At 62.9% G+C, this 16,519-nt stretch carries 12 protein-coding genes, 1 tRNA gene and 1 pseudogene; all 14 read right to left on the bottom strand.

All coding sequences use genetic code 11. The annotated features are described in order from the left end of the window. Positions 1 to 120, bottom strand: a 120-nt coding sequence (locus ACFX4F_RS20750; RefSeq protein ID WP_049419246.1) for a GTP-binding protein, incomplete at its 3' end; no start/stop codon positions are given. A gap of 52 nt (positions 121 to 172) precedes the next feature. Then, the gene (gene fusA / locus ACFX4F_RS20745) at positions 173 to 2,314 is read right to left on the bottom strand and encodes an elongation factor G (RefSeq protein WP_099819137.1); all 2,142 of its coding nucleotides are present in this window, start codon (positions 2,312 to 2,314) and stop codon (positions 173 to 175) included. A gap of 138 nt (positions 2,315 to 2,452) precedes the next feature. Next, complete coding sequence (rpsG, locus tag ACFX4F_RS20740) at positions 2,453 to 2,920, bottom strand: 30S ribosomal protein S7 (protein WP_089238997.1); 468 nt, start codon at positions 2,918 to 2,920, stop codon at positions 2,453 to 2,455. Positions 2,921 to 2,932: 12 nt separating this feature from the next. Beyond that, a complete protein-coding gene (gene rpsL / locus ACFX4F_RS20735) occupies positions 2,933 to 3,307 on the bottom strand; it encodes a 30S ribosomal protein S12 (protein WP_025879344.1) in 375 nt (124 codons plus the stop codon). 394 nt (positions 3,308 to 3,701) lie between these two features. Then, a complete protein-coding gene (rpoC, locus tag ACFX4F_RS20730) occupies positions 3,702 to 7,943 on the bottom strand; it encodes a DNA-directed RNA polymerase subunit beta' (RefSeq protein WP_099819136.1) in 4,242 nt (1,413 codons plus the stop codon). An 89-nt stretch (positions 7,944 to 8,032) separates the two neighbouring features. Then, positions 8,033 to 12,187 (bottom strand): DNA-directed RNA polymerase subunit beta, encoded by a 4,155-nt coding sequence (gene rpoB, locus ACFX4F_RS20725; protein ID WP_100463185.1) that lies wholly within the window; start codon positions 12,185 to 12,187, stop codon positions 8,033 to 8,035. Between the two features lie 326 nt (positions 12,188 to 12,513). Beyond that, on the bottom strand, positions 12,514 to 12,879 hold the full coding sequence (gene rplL, locus ACFX4F_RS20720) for a 50S ribosomal protein L7/L12 (protein WP_025879347.1): 366 nt from the start codon (positions 12,877 to 12,879) through the stop codon (positions 12,514 to 12,516). A 63-nt stretch (positions 12,880 to 12,942) separates the two neighbouring features. Continuing rightward, positions 12,943 to 13,479 carry a 50S ribosomal protein L10 gene (rplJ, locus tag ACFX4F_RS20715; RefSeq protein ID WP_004145252.1) on the bottom strand — a complete coding sequence of 179 codons (537 nt, stop codon included), beginning with the start codon at positions 13,477 to 13,479 and terminating at the stop codon, positions 12,943 to 12,945. Between the two features lie 388 nt (positions 13,480 to 13,867). Next, positions 13,868 to 14,566: a 50S ribosomal protein L1 gene (rplA, locus tag ACFX4F_RS20710; protein WP_089238989.1), complete on the bottom strand. Its 699-nt coding sequence runs from the start codon at positions 14,564 to 14,566 to the stop codon at positions 13,868 to 13,870. Positions 14,567 to 14,570: 4 nt separating this feature from the next. Continuing rightward, complete coding sequence (rplK, locus tag ACFX4F_RS20705) at positions 14,571 to 14,999, bottom strand: 50S ribosomal protein L11 (protein WP_004145248.1); 429 nt, start codon at positions 14,997 to 14,999, stop codon at positions 14,571 to 14,573. 196 nt (positions 15,000 to 15,195) lie between these two features. Further along, positions 15,196 to 15,756, bottom strand: a complete 561-nt coding sequence (nusG, locus tag ACFX4F_RS20700) for a transcription termination/antitermination protein NusG (protein WP_025879350.1) — start codon at positions 15,754 to 15,756, stop codon at positions 15,196 to 15,198. A 10-nt stretch (positions 15,757 to 15,766) separates the two neighbouring features. Further along, on the bottom strand, positions 15,767 to 16,180 hold the full coding sequence (gene secE / locus ACFX4F_RS20695; RefSeq protein WP_099819134.1) for a preprotein translocase subunit SecE: 414 nt from the start codon (positions 16,178 to 16,180) through the stop codon (positions 15,767 to 15,769). A gap of 48 nt (positions 16,181 to 16,228) precedes the next feature. Beyond that, a tRNA-Trp gene (locus tag ACFX4F_RS20690) sits at positions 16,229 to 16,304 on the bottom strand. A 101-nt stretch (positions 16,305 to 16,405) separates the two neighbouring features. Next, positions 16,406 to 16,519 (bottom strand): annotated as a pseudogene (locus tag ACFX4F_RS20685) (elongation factor Tu); the annotation flags it as partial.

Raw genomic sequence — 16,519 nt, 5'->3', positions numbered from 1 at the left:
GAAGCGCTCGGCACCGATCTTGGTCAGTGCGGCGGTCAGCGTGGTCTTGCCGTGATCGACGTGACCGATGGTGCCGACGTTGACGTGCGGCTTGGTGCGCTCGAACTTACCCTTTGCCATTTCTTTCTACCTTATTGGTTCGTAAGTGGTTTGGAGGACCTGAGCGTTACGCTCAGGCCTTCTTCATGACTTCGTCGGCGATGTTGTTCGGCGCCGGCTCGTAGTGGTCAAATTCCATCGTGAAGGTGGCGCGGCCCTGGGTCTGCGAACGCAGCGAGGTCGCGTAGCCAAACATTTCGCCCAGCGGGATCATCGCGTTGATGATGCTGGCCGAACCGTCACCGGTGGTATCAGAACCCTGCAGAACGCCGCGACGACGGCTGACGTCGCCCATCACGTCACCCTGGTAATCCTCCGGGGTCACGATCTCGACCTTCATGATCGGCTCCAGCAGGACCGGCTTGGCCTTGCGGAAACCTTCCTTGAAGGCCATCGAGGAAGCGAGCTTGAACGCCATTTCCGAGGAGTCGACGTCGTGGTACGAGCCGAACACCAGCTTCACCTTGACGTCCACGACCGGGAAGCCAGCCAGCGGACCGCTGGTGATGGTTTCGCGCAGGCCCTTTTCGATCGACGGGATGAATTCCTTCGGAATCACGCCACCGGTGATGTCGTTGATGAACAGGAAGTCGTCCTTGATGCCAGCAGCGATCTTCGGATCCGCACGATCGGCCTCGGTGATCGGCGACAGCTCGATCACGACGTGACCGTACTGACCCTTACCACCGGACTGCTTGGCGTGCTTGTAGTCCGACTTCACGTCCGACATGGTGATCGTTTCGCGGTAGGCCACCTGCGGCTTGCCGACGTTGGCTTCAACGTTGAACTCGCGCTTCATGCGGTCAACGATGATGTCCAGGTGCAGCTCGCCCATGCCCGAGATGATGGTCTGGCCGGATTCTTCGTCGGTCTTGACGCGGAACGACGGATCTTCCTGCGCCAGACGACCCAGTGCCAGACCCATCTTTTCCTGGTCGGACTTGGTCTTCGGCTCGACAGCCATCGAGATGACCGGCTCCGGGAACACCATGCGCTCGAGGATGATCGGCTGATCCATGGAGCACAGGGTGTCACCCGTGGTGGTGTCCTTCAGGCCCACGGCGGCGGCGATGTCGCCGGCCAGAACTTCCTTGATTTCTTCGCGGTTGTTGGAGTGCATCTGCAGGATACGGCCGATGCGCTCCTTCTTGCCCTTCACCGAATTCAGCAGCTGGTCGCCTGCATTCAGCGTGCCCGAGTAGACACGGAAGAAGGTCAGCGCGCCGACGAACGGATCGGTGATGATCTTGAAGGCCAGGGCCGAGAACGGAGCCTTGTCGTCAGACTTGCGGCTCATTTCCTTGGTTTCATCGTCAACGTCGGTACCGGTCACGTCCGGCACGTCGATCGGCGACGGCAGCAGCTGGATCACGCCGTCCAGCATGGCCTGCACGCCCTTGTTCTTGAACGCCGAGCCGCAGTACATCGGCACGATGTCGGTGGCCAGGGTGCGCACGCGCAGGGCTTCGATGATCTCGGCCTCGGTCAGCTCGTCGCCGCCCAGGTACTTGTCCATCAGCTCTTCGCTGGCTTCGGCAGCCGCTTCGATCATGAAGGTACGGGCTTCGGTTGCTTCAGCGAGCAGCTCGGCCGGCACATCGCTGTACTCGAACTTCATGCCCTGCGAAGCCTCATCCCAATGGATGGCCTTCATCTTCAGCAGATCGACGACGCCCTTGAAGCCTTCCTCAGCGCCGATCGGCAGCTGCATCGGAACGGCCTTGGCGCCCAGCTTCGCCTTCAGCTGGCCAACGACCTTGCTGAAGTTGGCGCCGGTGCGGTCCATCTTGTTGACGAACGCGATGCGCGGCACCTTGTAACGGTTGGCCTGGCGCCACACGGTTTCCGACTGCGGCTGCACGCCACCGACGGCACACAGCACGAAGACGGCACCGTCGAGCACGCGCAGCGAGCGCTCCACTTCGATGGTGAAGTCGACGTGCCCGGGGGTGTCGATGATGTTGAAGCGGTGCTCCGGCAGGGACTTGTCCATGCCCTTCCAGAACGCGGTGGTCGCAGCGGACTGGATCGTGATGCCACGCTCCTGCTCCTGCTCCATCCAGTCCATGGTGGCGGCGCCGTCATGCACTTCACCGATCTTGTGGCTCTTGCCGGTGTAGAACAGGATGCGCTCGGACGTGGTGGTCTTGCCGGCATCGATGTGAGCCATGATGCCGAAATTGCGGTAACGCTCGATGGGAGTGGAACGGGCCACGGGGAGCCTCTCAGATTTCTTGGATTTCGGATGGCCGAACGCCGCCTTTCGGCGGCCTTCGGATTGGCGCAGCCCTTCTGAGGCCGCGAGGCAGCACCGAGATGGTGCTGCCCTGCCTGTTTTACAAGGCCGTCAAACTCACCAGCGGTAGTGGGCGAATGCCTTGTTGGCTTCGGCCATGCGGTGGGTTTCTTCGCGCTTCTTGATGGCGCCGCCACGGTTTTCCGCAGCGTCGATCAGTTCAGCGGCCAGCTTCTTCGGCATGGTGTTCTCACCACGCTTACGCGCGGAGTCGATCAGCCAACGCATGGCCAGGGCCATCTTGCGCGAGGCGCGCACTTCGACCGGCACCTGATAGGTGGCACCACCGACACGGCGGGACTTGACTTCGACCGACGGAGCCACGTTTTCCAGAGCCTTCTGAACCAGCTCGACGGAATTCGGGTTCTTCTCACCGATCACGTCCATGGCGCCATAGACGATCTTTTCAGCGACCGACTTCTTGCCGCTCAGCATCACCATGTTGATGAAACGGGCGATGGTTTCGCTTCCGTGCTTCGGATCCGGCAGGACTGCGCGCTGCGGCGTATTACCTTTACGAGACATGTGTGCTTTCCCTTAGCTCTTCGGACGCTTGGCGCCGTACTTGGAACGGCCCTGGCGACGCTTGGCAACGCCGGAGGCGTCGAGCGAACCACGAACGGTGTGGTAACGCACACCCGGCAGATCCTTGACGCGACCGCCACGGATCAGGACCACGGAGTGCTCCTGCAGGTTGTGGCCTTCACCGCCGATGTAGGAAATCACTTCTTCCTGGTTGGTCAGGCGAACCTTGGCAACCTTGCGAAGCGCCGAGTTCGGCTTCTTCGGAGTAGTGGTGTAAACGCGCGTGCAGACGCCACGGCGCTGGGGGCACTTTTCGAGAGCCGGCGAGGCGCTCTTATAAGTGGTTGCCTGCCGCGGCTTGCGGACAAGCTGATTGATCGTCGCCATCAGTATGTTCTTCTGAGAGAGGCCGAAAAAAACCGGCCATGAATGCGGATATGTGCGAGCAGGCGAAAAACCGGCCTGCTGAGACAGACGATTGTAGCAACCTGGCGAAAACGCGGTCAAATGCGCACACACCAAGCCAGCCCTGATCCCGGGCCGTTACAGGGGAGCCTTCTCCATGCCCCCCGTTCAGGTTGTCGTCCGACCCATCGCTGGGCCGGGCGGCATCCTACCTCATCGAAAGCCAACAGACCAGCGGCCTGGGCCCTCGAGTGCAGATCCGGCCGGAACCGGTGCTGCGTGATGCTTGTCCGGCACGAGGCCGGACCGTACGGCAGGGACCGACCGATGGCCGTCCCCTGCCCGATCGAGGTCCGGCCGGAGCCGGACCCGCCGATCAATCCTCGGCCTGCTCGGCGTCGGTCGATTCCACCACCACTTCCGGTGCTGCCACGGCCACCGGGGCTGCAGCTGCCGGGGTACCGGCGAGGGTCTGCATTTCCGAGTCGGTCAGCCCGCTCGCGTTGCGACGGCGGTTGGCGTGGTAGGACAGACCGGTACCGGCTGGAATCAGACGGCCGACGATCACGTTCTCCTTCAGGCCGCGCAGGTTGTCCTTGGTGCCGCGGACGGCAGCCTCGGTCAGCACGCGGGTGGTCTCCTGGAAGGAGGCCGCCGAGATGAACGATTCGGTTGCCAGCGAGGCCTTGGTGATGCCCAGCAGGACCGGATCGAAACGAGCGATCAGCTCATTGCGGGTGGTCAGGCGTGCATTTTCCTCGATGACACGCTGACGCTCGACCTGTTCACCGTTCAGGAACTTGCTGCTGCCCTGATCGGTGATCTCGACCTTGCGCAGCATCTGGCGGGTGATCACCTCGATGTGCTTGTCGTTGATCTTCACGCCCTGCAGGCGGTACACGTCCTGGATTTCCTTGACCAGGTAGGCGGCCAGCGGCTCGACACCCAGCAGACGCAGGATGTCCTGCGGGCTCGGCTCGCCGTCGACGATGGTTTCGCCCTTGGTCACGTGCTCACCTTCGAACACGATGACCTGACGGTACTTCGGAATCAGCTCTTCGTGCTCCGAACCATCGGTGTCCTTGATGATCAGGCGCTGCTTGCCCTTGGTGTCCTTGCCGAAGCTGATGATGCCCGAACGCTCGGCCAGCACCGCCGGATCCTTCGGCTTGCGCGCTTCGAACAGATCGGCCACGCGCGGCAGACCACCGGTGATGTCGCGGGTCTTGGACGCTTCCTGCGGGATCTTGGCAACCACGTCACCCACGCCGACGGCAGCGCCGTCCTGCAGGTTGACGATCGAGCGCGGCGGCAGCAGGTACTGCGCCGGCAGGTCGGTGCCCGGAATCGACAGGTCGTTGCCCTTGCCATCGACGATGCGGACGATCGGGCGCAGATCCTTCGCCTGGGCGCCGCGGCGCTTCGGGTCGGTGATTTCGCGCGATGCCAGGCCGGTCAGCTCATCGGTCTTCTCGATGACGGTGATGCCGTCGACGAAGTCGATGAAGCGGATGAAACCAGCCACTTCCGAAACGATCGGGTGGTTATGCGGATCCCAGTTGGCCACGGTCTGGCCAGCCTTGACCGCATCACCATCCTTGGAGGTGATGGTTGCGCCGTACGGCAGCTTGTAACGCTCACGCTCACGGCCGTGCGCATCGAGCACCGACATTTCGCCCGAGCGCGACACGGCGACCAGCGAGCCATTGGCATGGGCCACCGACTTGAGGTTGCTGAACTTGACCGAGCCGGTGGTCTTGACGGTGATGTTGTCGACCGCAGCAGCTCGCGATGCCGCACCACCGATGTGGAACGTACGCATCGTCAGCTGGGTACCCGGCTCACCGATGGACTGGGCGGCGATGACGCCGACCGCTTCACCGATGTTGACCAGGTGGCCACGGGCCAGATCGCGGCCGTAGCAGCGGCTGCAGACACCGAAGGCCGATTCGCAGGAGATCGTCGAGCGGACCTTGATGGTCTGCACGCTGGCCTCTTCAAGCTTGGCGACCCAGGCTTCGTCGAGCAGGGTGTTGCGGGTGACGATCGGATCTTCGTCGTTGCCCGGCAGGAACACGTCCTCGGCAACCACGCGACCCAGCACGCGATCCTTCAACGGTTCGACCACGTCGCCGCCTTCAACGATCGGGGTCATGATCAGGCCTTCGGTGGTACCGCAATCCACCTCGGTGATCACCACGTCCTGCGCCACGTCGACCAGACGACGGGTCAGGTAACCCGAGTTCGCGGTCTTCAGCGCGGTATCGGCCAGACCCTTACGGGCACCGTGGGTGGAGTTGAAGTACTCCTGCACGTTCAGGCCTTCGCGGAAGTTCGCCTTGATGGGCGTCTCGATGATCGAGCCATCGGGACGGGCCATCAGGCCACGCATGCCGGCCAGCTGACGGATCTGCGCCTGGCTGCCTCGCGCACCGGAGTCGGCCATGATGTACAGGGAGTTCATCGACTTCTGGTCGATGGTCTCGCCCTTGGCATTGATGACCTTCTCGGTACCGATGGTGTCCATCATCGCCTTGGCGATGCGCTCATTGGTGCGCGACCAGATGTCGACCACCTTGTTGTAGCGCTCGCCGGCGGTGACCAGGCCCGACTGGTACTGCTCCTGGATTTCCAGCACTTCGGCTTCAGCCTCGGTGAGGATGCCCTTCTTCTCGTCGGGGATCAGCATGTCGTCGATGCCGATCGAGACGCCGGCACGGGTCGCGTAGGCGAAGCCGGTGTACATCAGCTTGTCGGCGAACACGACCGTGTCCTTCAGGCCCAGCTGGCGGTAGCTGGAGTTGATCAGGCGGCTGATGTTCTTCTTGGTCAGCTCGGTGTTGGCCAGCGCGAACGGCAGGCCTTCCGGCAGGATTTCAGCCAGCAGGGCGCGACCGATCGTGGTCTCCACGATCGACGACTTGCTCTGCTTGTTGCCTTCCTCGTCGGTCACCACCTCGGTGATGCGGACCTTGACGCGCGCGTGCAGTTCCACCACGCGGTTGTCGTAGGCGCGCTTGACTTCGGCGATGTTGGCGAAGGCCATGCCCTCGCCCTTCTTGTTTTCCAGCGAGCGGGTCATGTAGTACAGACCCAGCACGACGTCCTGCGACGGCACGATGATCGGCTCGCCGTTGGCCGGCGACAGGATGTTGTTGGTGGACATCATCAGCGCACGCGCTTCCAGCTGGGCTTCCAGCGAGAGCGGCACGTGGACGGCCATCTGGTCACCGTCGAAGTCGGCGTTGAACGCGGTGCAGACCAGCGGGTGCAGCTGGATGGCCTTGCCTTCGATCAGGACCGGCTCGAAGGCCTGGATGCCCAGACGGTGCAGGGTCGGCGCACGGTTCAGCATCACCGGATGCTCGCGAATGACCTCTTCCAGGATGTCCCAGACTTCGGCTTCTTCGCGCTCGACCAGCTTCTTGGCGGCCTTGATGGTGGTGGCCAGGCCACGACGCTGCAGCTTGGCGAACACGAACGGCTTGAACAGTTCGAGTGCCATCTTCTTCGGCAGGCCGCACTGGTGCAGGCGCAGGTACGGACCGACCACGATGACCGAACGGCCCGAGTAGTCGACGCGCTTGCCGAGCAGGTTCTGACGGAAGCGACCCTGCTTGCCCTTGATCATGTCGGCCAGCGACTTCAGCGGGCGCTTGTTGGTGCCGGTGATGGCACGGCCGCGACGGCCGTTGTCCAGCAGCGCATCGACCGATTCCTGCAGCATGCGCTTTTCATTGCGCACGATGATGTCCGGCGCGCTCAGTTCGAGCAGGCGGCGCAGGCGGTTGTTGCGGTTGATGACGCGGCGGTACAGGTCGTTCAGGTCGGAGGTCGCGAAGCGGCCACCATCCAGCGGAACCAGCGGACGCAGGTCCGGCGGCAGCACCGGCAGCACGGTCATGACCATCCACTCCGGACGGTTGCCCGATTCCAGGAAGGCCTCGATCAGCTTGATGCGCTTGGTGAGGCGCTTCAGCTTGGTTTCCGAACCGGTGCTGGCGATTTCTTCGCGCAGGCGGGTCATTTCCGACTGCAGGTCGATGGTGCGCAGCAGTTCGTACACGGCCTCGGCGCCCATGGCGGCGTCGAAGTCGTCACCGTGCTCCTGGCGTGCCTGCAGGTACTGTTCTTCGGTCAGCAGCTGGCGGCGCTCCAGGGCGGTCAGGCCCGGCTCGGTCACCACGTAGGCTTCGAAGTACAGCACGCGCTCGATATCGCGCAGGGTCATGTCCAGCATCAGGCCGATGCGCGACGGCAGCGACTTCAGGAACCAGATGTGCGCGACCGGCGAGGCCAGGTCGATGTGGCCCATGCGCTCACGACGCACCTTGGCCAGGGTCACTTCGGTGCCGCACTTCTCGCAGACCACGCCGCGGTGCTTCATGCGCTTGTACTTGCCGCACAGGCACTCGTAGTCCTTGACCGGTCCGAAGATGGCGGCGCAGAACAGGCCGTCACGTTCCGGCTTGAAGGTACGGTAGTTGATGGTTTCCGGCTTCTTCACTTCGCCGAAGGACCACGAACGGATCAGGTCCGGCGAAGCCAGCGCGATCTTGATCGCGTCGAAGTCCAGCGTCTGGCGCTGCTGGTTGAAGAGGTTGAGCAGGTCTTTCATGGTGTTCTCCAGAAGGAGGAATGCTGTGTCGATGGGCTTTCAGTTGACTGCCAGCGGCGCGGCGGCGTTGACCGCCGCGCCGGCATGGATCAGTTGTCTTCCAGTTCCATGTTGATGGCCAGCGAGCGGATTTCCTTCACCAGGACGTTGAAGGATTCCGGCATGCCCGCGACCATCTCGTGCTCACCGTCGACGATGTTCTTGTACATCTGGTTGCGGCCCTGCACGTCATCGGACTTCACCGTCAGCATTTCCTGCAGGGTGTAGGCCGCGCCGTAGGCTTCCAGCGCCCAGACTTCCATTTCACCGAAGCGCTGGCCACCGAACTGCGCCTTGCCGCCCAGCGGCTGCTGGGTGACGAGCGAGTACGGACCGGTCGAACGGGCGTGCATCTTGTCGTCGACCAGGTGGTTCAGCTTCAGGTAGTGCATGTAGCCAACGGTGGTGTGGCGATCGAAGGCTTCACCGGTGCGGCCGTCATACAGCTGGGTCTGGCCACTGCTCGGCAGGTCGGCCAGTTCCAGCATGCGCTTGATTTCCGCTTCGGTGGCACCGTCGAACACCGGCGTTGCCATCGGCACGCCGTCGAACAGGTTGCGGGCCAGGCGCAGCAGCTCCTCGTCGCTGAACTGCGACAGGTCGACACGGTTGGCCACGTTGGTGTCATCGTGGTTGTAGATGTCGTCCAGGAACTTGCGCAGGTCGGCGACCGCCGCCTGGGCTTCCAGCATCGCCTGGATCTTGCGACCCAGACCCTTGGCGGCCCAGCCCAGGTGCACTTCCAGGATCTGCCCGATGTTCATACGCGACGGCACGCCCAGCGGGTTCAGCACGATGTCCACGGTTTCGCCCGAGGCCATGTACGGCATGTCCTCGACCGGCACCACGTTGGACACCACACCCTTGTTGCCGTGGCGGCCTGCCATCTTGTCGCCCGGCTGGATGCGGCGCTTCACGGCCAGGAACACCTTGACCATCTTCAGCACGCCCGGAGCCAGATCGTCGCCCGCGGTGATCTTGCCGCGCTTGTCGGCGAAGCGACGCTCGAATTCCTTCTCGTGCGCCTGGATCTGCTTCTGGGCGCGTTCGATGGCTTCGGCAGCGTCCTCGTCCTTCATGCGCAGCACGAACCAGTCGGCCTTCTTCAGGCCATCCAGGTAGGCGTCGGAGATGACGTCGCCCTTCTTCAGGCCGGCGCCGCCGTTGACCACCTTGCCCACGATCTGCGAACGCAGACGGGCGTAGATGGCCGCTTCCAGGATACGGAACTGGTCGTCGAAGTCCTTCTTGACGCGCTTGATTTCAGACTCTTCGATCTGACGGGCGCGCTTGTCCTTCTCGATGCCATCGCGGGTGAAGACCTGCACGTCGATGACGGTGCCGTCCATGCCCGGCGGCACGCGCAGCGAGCTGTCCTTCACGTCCGAAGCCTTCTCACCGAAGATCGCGCGCAGCAGCTTCTCTTCCGGGGTCAGCTGGCTTTCGCCCTTCGGGGTGACCTTGCCGACCATGATGTCGCCGGCGCGGACTTCGGCACCGATGTACACCACGCCGCTCTCGTCCAGGCGGTTCAGCGCCTGCTCGGAGACGTTCGGGATGTCGGCGGAGATTTCCTCCGGCCCCAGCTTGGTGTCACGCGCAACGCAGGTCAGCTCTTCGATGTGGATCGTGGTGTAGCGATCCTCTTCCACCACGCGCTCGGAAAGCAGGATGGAGTCTTCGAAGTTGTAGCCGTTCCACGGCATGAAGGCGATCAGCATGTTCTGGCCCAGGGCCAGTTCACCGATGTCGGTGGACGGACCGTCGGCCAGCACGTCGCCACGCGCCACCACGTTGCCCACTTCCACCAGCGGACGCTGGTTGATGCAGGTGTTCTGGTTGGAGCGGGTGTACTTGATCAGGTTGTAGATGTCGACGCCGGCATCGGACGCATCGGTGATCTCGGCTTCGTTGACCTTGACCACGATGCGGGCGGCGTCGATCTGCACGATCTCACCACCACGACGGGCGTTCACGGTCACACCCGAGTCACGCGCCACGGCGCGCTCGATGCCGGTACCGACCAGCGGCTTCTGCGCACGCAGGGTCGGCACGGCCTGACGCTGCATGTTGGCGCCCATCAGTGCGCGGTTGGCGTCATCGTGCTCCAGGAACGGAACCAGCGCGGCCGCGATCGACACGGTCTGCATCGGCGAGACGTCCATGAAGTGGACTTCCGCCGGCGGCTTCAGCAGCGATTCGCCCTGGTAACGGCAGGGAACGAACTGCTCGGTCAACACGCTGTTGGCGTCGGTCAGGGCGTTGGCCTGGGCGATGACGTACTCGTTTTCTTCGATGGCCGACAGGAACTCGACTTCGTCGAAGACCTTGCCGTCCACGACCTTGCGGTACGGGGTCTCGAGGAAACCGTACTGGTTGGTGCGGGCGTACACGGCCAGCGAGTTGATCAGGCCGATGTTCGGGCCTTCCGGGGTTTCGATGGTGCAGACGCGGCCGTAATGGGTCGGGTGCACGTCGCGCACTTCGAAGCCGGCGCGCTCACGGGTCAGGCCGCCCGGGCCCAGGGCCGAGACGCGACGCTTGTGCGTGACTTCCGACAGCGGGTTGTTCTGATCCATGAACTGCGACAGCTGCGAGGAGCCGAAGAATTCCTTGATCGCCGCAGCCACCGGCTTGGCGTTGATCAGCTCCTGCGGGGTCAGGCCTTCCGACTCTGCCATCGACAGGCGTTCCTTGACCGCGCGCTCGACGCGGACCAGGCCCACGCGGAACACGTTCTCGGCCATTTCACCGACCGAACGCACGCGACGGTTGCCCAGGTGATCGATGTCATCGACCACGCCACGACCATTGCGGATCTCGGTCAGGACCTTGATCACGTCCAGGATGTCCGAGCTGTCGCCGTGGGCGGCAACCAGGCGCTTGGACTCTTCGTCGTTGCGCTCGCCGTAGTACTTGCGGTCGTACAGCACGGCTTCGCCGGTGGTTTCCTTGCGGCCCACGCGACGGTTGAACTTCATGCGGCCGACGGCGGACAGGTCGTAGCGCTCGAAGGTGAAGAACAGGTTGTGGAACAGGTTCTGCGCGGCATCCTTGGTCGGCGGCTCGCCCGGACGCATCATGCGGTAGATCTCGACCAGGGCTTCCAGCTGGGTCTTGGTCGGATCGATGCGCAGGGTGTTGGACAGGTACGGGCCACGATCCAGGTCGTTCACCCACAGGGTGCCCACGGCATCGACGCCGGCCTTGCGGAAGTTCTGCAGCTGCTCGTCGGTGATTTCGTCGTTGGCCTGGGCCAGCAGTTCACCGGTCGAGGCATCGACCACGTCGTGCGACAGGATGCGGCCGACGATGTAGTCGTCCGGCACGGCCAGGGCGGCAATGCCCGAGGCTTCCAGCTGCTTGATGTGGCGCGCGGTGATGCGCTTGCCGGCTTCCACGATGACCTTGTCGCCGTCGGCGAGGTCGAAGCCCAGGGTTTCGCCGCGCAGGCGCTCCGGCACCAGCTCCAGCTGGACGCCTTCATCCGGGTTGATGTGGAAGGTGTTGATCTCGAAGAACTCGGCCAGCATCTCTTCGTTGCTGTAGCCAAGCGCACGCAGCAGGATCGACACCGGCAGCTTGCGGCGACGGTCGATACGGGTGAACAGCGCGTCCTTCGGGTCGAACTCGAAGTCCAGCCAGGAGCCGCGGTAAGGAATGATGCGGGCGCTGTACAGCAGCTTGCCCGAGCTGTGGGTCTTGCCACGGTCGTGGTCGAAGAACACGCCCGGCGAGCGGTGCAGCTGCGAGACGATGACGCGCTCGGTGCCGTTGACGATGAAGGTGCCGTTGTCGGTCATCAGCGGGATTTCGCCGAGGTAGACCTCCTGCTCCTTCACGTACTTGATGGCCTTGGTCGACGACTCGCGGTCGTAGATCACCAGGCGCACGGTCACGCGCAGCGGCGCACCGTAGCTCATGCCACGCTGACGGCACTCACGCTCGTCGAAGACCGGATCGCCCAGCTTGTAGCCGACGTATTCCAGGGCAGCATTGCCGCTGTAGCTGGCGATCGGGAAGACCGACTTCAGTGCAGCGTGCAGGCCGTGGTCCGTGCGCTTGGCCGGATCGACGTTTTCCTGCAGGAATTCACGGTAGGAATCCACCTGGATGGCGAGCAGGAACGGCACTTCGAGAATCGAACGCTGCTTGCCGAAATCCTTGCGGATACGCTTTTTTTCGGTGAACGAATAGGACGTCATGAGGTCTTCCACCTTGTTGTGCGAGTCGTGCGCCCACGACCCGAAGGGAACTTGAAATTGTCAGTTGGAAGTCGCTGGTATTGCCGGCACCAGCACGCCTTCTCCCGCTACTTCCAACTGCCAACTCGTCTGCATCCACTCCCCTGCCGTCGCGCGTTGCGCTGGCCGACCAGGGTTTGACCGCAGCCCGTGTTGGGCTTTTTGCCGCTTTTCACATCCACGCATGGCGCGGATCTACAACACCGCAACAACGACCAAAGGCCGGGGGCTTACGCCCCCAGCCTTGGCTGCATCGCCGGATTTCGATGGCGACGCAAAGGAAGTGCTTACTTGACTTCGACAGTCGCGCCAGCAGCTTCCAGGTCCTTCTTCATCTTCTCGGCTTCGTCCTTCGAAGCGTTGTCCTTCAGGACGCCGCCGGCTTCGGCCAGGTCCTTCGCTTCCTTCAGGCCCAGGCCGGTGATGGCGCGGACGGCCTTGATGACTTCGACCTTCTTGTCGCCAGCGGTCTTCAGGGTGACGACGAATTCGGTCTGCTCTTCAACGACGGCAGCCGGGCCAGCCACAGCAGCGGCGACCGGAGCAGCAGCGGAGACGCCGAACTTCTCTTCGATGGCCTTGACCAGCTCCATCACTTCCATCAGGGACTTCTCGGCGATGGCGTCGACGATCTGTTCGTTGGTAAGGGACATGATAATTACCTTTGGATGTTTTTCTGGATTGAGGTTCCGTCAGGAACCACGATTAGTCGAAACTCAGGCGGTCTCGGCGGCCGGTTCAGCAGCGTCGGCGGCGACGTCGCCACCATTCTGCTTGTCGCCGATTGCCTTGATGGCGCGGGCGAACATCGTGACCGGCTCGGTCAGGACGCGTGCCAGCATTGCCAGGGCCTGGTCGCGGGTCGGCAGCGAGGCCAACACGTCGACGTGGCTTGCCGGGAACACTTCACCACCGATTGCGACGACCTTGGCCTTCAGCTTGTCGTTGCCCTTGGCGGCTTCCTTGATCAGGCGACCGGCAGCACCGGGCTCCTCGAGCGAGAACGCGTACAGCAGCGGACCAACCATCTGGTCCTGTGCGACTGCGAACTCGGTGCCTTCAACAGCACGCGACGCCAGGGTGTTCTTGACAACTTTCAAGAAAACGCCGGTTTCACGAGCCTGCTTGCGCATCGCGGTCATCTGGGCGACCGTGGTGCCAGCGTATTCGGCTGCGATCAAGGAGTGGGCCTTGGCGGCGATGTCTGCCAGCTCCGCGACTACTTCTTGCTTCTGGGACAGATTGAGAGCCATTGCACTCCTCCGATTGAACTCCGCTTACGGCTCCTGCCGTGTGCGGTCCTGTGCGGCATCCGTCCTGGACGCCGGGAACATCGGAATGATGTTCCGGGGGGTGGGCCGTTCTAGACCTGGAGTGGGCCAACCTGGGTAACCCCAGACGTGCGTGAACCAGAAAAACTCCAGAAGGGCACCATCTACGCAGGGTGATTCCGGGGAATCGATTAAGCGTTCGTGGCTGCTCCGGCGGCGACTCCCTGCCAAATCGAGCTTCCTTGCCCGTCGCCGGCATACCACGACCGCACCTGCGGTCTTTGACGGCTACCACCGGCGATGGGTTGCCGGCGATGCCTTCAAATGTCACGGCCGCGGGACCCGAGGGACCCGCGATCGCTTGAAACGATTACTTCAGGCTCAGCGACGACTGGTCGACGGTGACGCCCGGGCCCATCGTCGAGCTGACCGACACCTTCTGCAGGTACAGGCCCTTCGAGGTGGCCGGCTTGGCCTTGATCAGGTCCAGCAGCAGCGCGGTCAGGTTCGACTTCAGCGCGTCTTCGGCGAAGTCGGCCTTGCCGATGGTGCAGTGGATGATGCCGGCCTTGTCGGTGCGGTAACGCACCTGACCCGACTTGGCATTCTTCACAGCCTCACCCGGGTTCGGGGAGACGGTGCCGACCTTCGGGTTCGGCATCAGGCCGCGCGGGCCCAGCACGGTACCCAGCTTGCCGACGACGCGCATTGCGTCCGGGGTCGCGATCACGACGTCGTAGTTCAGATCGCCGGCCTGCATCTTCTCGGCCAGGTCGTCCATACCGACGGCTTCGGCACCAGCGGCCAGGGCTTCATCAGCCTTGGCACCGGCCGGAGCGAAGACAGCGACGCGGACCGACTTGCCGGTACCTGCCGGCAGCACGGTGGAGCCACGGACCTGCTGGTCGGACTTCTTCGCGTCGACGCCCAGGCGCACAGCAACGTCGATCGACTCGACGAACTTGGCCTTGGTGGCGGTCTTCAGGATGTTGATTGCGTCCTCGAAGGCATACGCCTTACCCGGGACAACGGCGGCCTTGATGGCCTTTTCGCGCTTGTTCTGTGCCATCTGATTAACCCTCCACCACGAGGCCCATGGAACGGGCAGAGCCAGCGATGGTACGCACGGCGGCGTCCAGGTCGGCGGCAGTCAGATCCGGTTCCTTCGCCTTGGCGATCTCTTCCAGCTGCTTACGGGTGACCTTGCCGACCTTCTCGGTGTTCGGGCGCTTGGAGCCCGACGAGATGCCAGCGGCCTTCTTCAGCAGGGTGGTGGCCGGGGTGCTCTTGGTGATGAAGGTGAACGTACGGTCCGAATAGGCCGTGATGATCACCGGAACCGGCAGACCCGGCTCGAGCTTCTGCGTGGCGGCATTGAAGGCCTTGCAGAATTCCATGATGTTCAGGCCGCGCTGACCCAGCGCAGGACCGACCGGCGGCGAGGGGTTGGCCTGACCGGCCTTCACCTGCAGCTTGATATAACCGACAACTTTCTTTGCCATGTGAGTACTCTCCGGGTGCTAGCGCCTTGCGACAACAGGCTCCCCATCGGACCGGGAATCACGCGTCCCGGCATCGCGTTTTGAAATCATGCCGAAGGCCACCTTTCGGTGGCCTCGTCCCGCCAGCTTCCCAACGGGAGCCGCGCAGCATATCAGGTTTTTTCTTCACATGCCTGAAGCGGCAGGTGAATTCAGATCAGACGGCCTTTTCGACCTGGCCGAACTCGAGCTCGACCGGGGTAGCGCGACCGAAGATCAACACGGAGACGCGCAGACGGCTCTTCTCGTAGTTGACCTCTTCGACGACACCATTGAAGTCGTTGAACGGACCTTCGGTGACGCGGACCATCTGGCCCGGCTCGAACAGCACCTTCGGACGCGGCTTCTCGACGCCTTCCTGGACACGGTTCAGGATCGCCTCGGCCTCGGAATCAGCGATCGGCAACGGACGATCAGCGGTTCCACCGATGAAGCCCATGACGCGCGGGGTTTCCTTGACCAGATGCCAGCTTTCGTTGTCGATGCGCGGAATGCCCGCTTCTTCGTGGGTCTCGATCTGGACCAGCACGTAACCCGGGAAGAACTTGCGCTCGGAACGGCGCTTCTGGCCGGCGCGCATTTCGATCACTTCCTCGGTCGGAACCAGGACGTCGCCGAAGCGCTCTTCCATGCCGTCACGGACGATGCGATCGCGCAGAGCCTGCGCCACCGACTTCTCGAAGCCCGAATAGGCGTGAACGACGTACCAACGCTTCATGCATTTCTCCTTAGCGGCTCAGGAACCACTGAGTCAGTTTCTGGATGAAGAAGTCGAACCCGCCCAGCAGCAAGCTGAGGATCAGGACCACGACAATCACCACCCAGGTCATGCGAATGGCTTCCTGGCGGGTCGGCCAAACCACTTTACGCAGTTCGAAACGCGACTCGGAGAGGAATTCGCGGGTGTCGCGCCCCTTGCCGGTCAGCATGAACACGCCGATACCGCCAACCAGGCCGACCACGACCGCCAACGCACGCAGCTGACCCGCCCACGAGCCCAGCTGGGCAGCGCGACCGGAATCGGCGGAGAACCAGAACCAGACGAACAGACCTGCCAGCACCAGCAACGATGCGAGGACGTACTTGACGATATCCCCGCCTTGCGCGGAGGTGTCCTTGGAATGTTCGATCTTGCTATTCATCAGGCTGTGTCTGCTTTAGCGGCAGGGCCGCTGGGTAAGGTGGGCAGATGGCACGCCAGGAGGGACTCGAACCCCCAACCTGCGGTTTTGGAGACCGCTGCTCTGCCAATTGAGCTACTGGCGTACGTAGAAAACTTGCCTTCCCTTAGACGGCGAAGGCGGACCGAGGTTCCCGGCCCGCCACTCGCCAGACCGGCAGCGCTATGCGACCGCCGGCATGCAGGCTTACTCGAGGATGGTGGCAACCACGCCAGCACCGACGGTACGGCCACCTTCGCGGATCGCGAAGCGCAGGCCGGCGTCCATGGCGACCGGGTTGATCAGGGTGACAACCATCTT

Source organism: Stenotrophomonas sp. YIM B13575, assembly GCF_042787595.1.
Classification (GTDB): Bacteria; Pseudomonadota; Gammaproteobacteria; order Xanthomonadales; family Xanthomonadaceae; genus Stenotrophomonas; species Stenotrophomonas lactitubi_B.
Note: the sequence above shows the minus strand (reverse complement) of the source record. Positions and strands in the feature narration are given on the sequence as shown.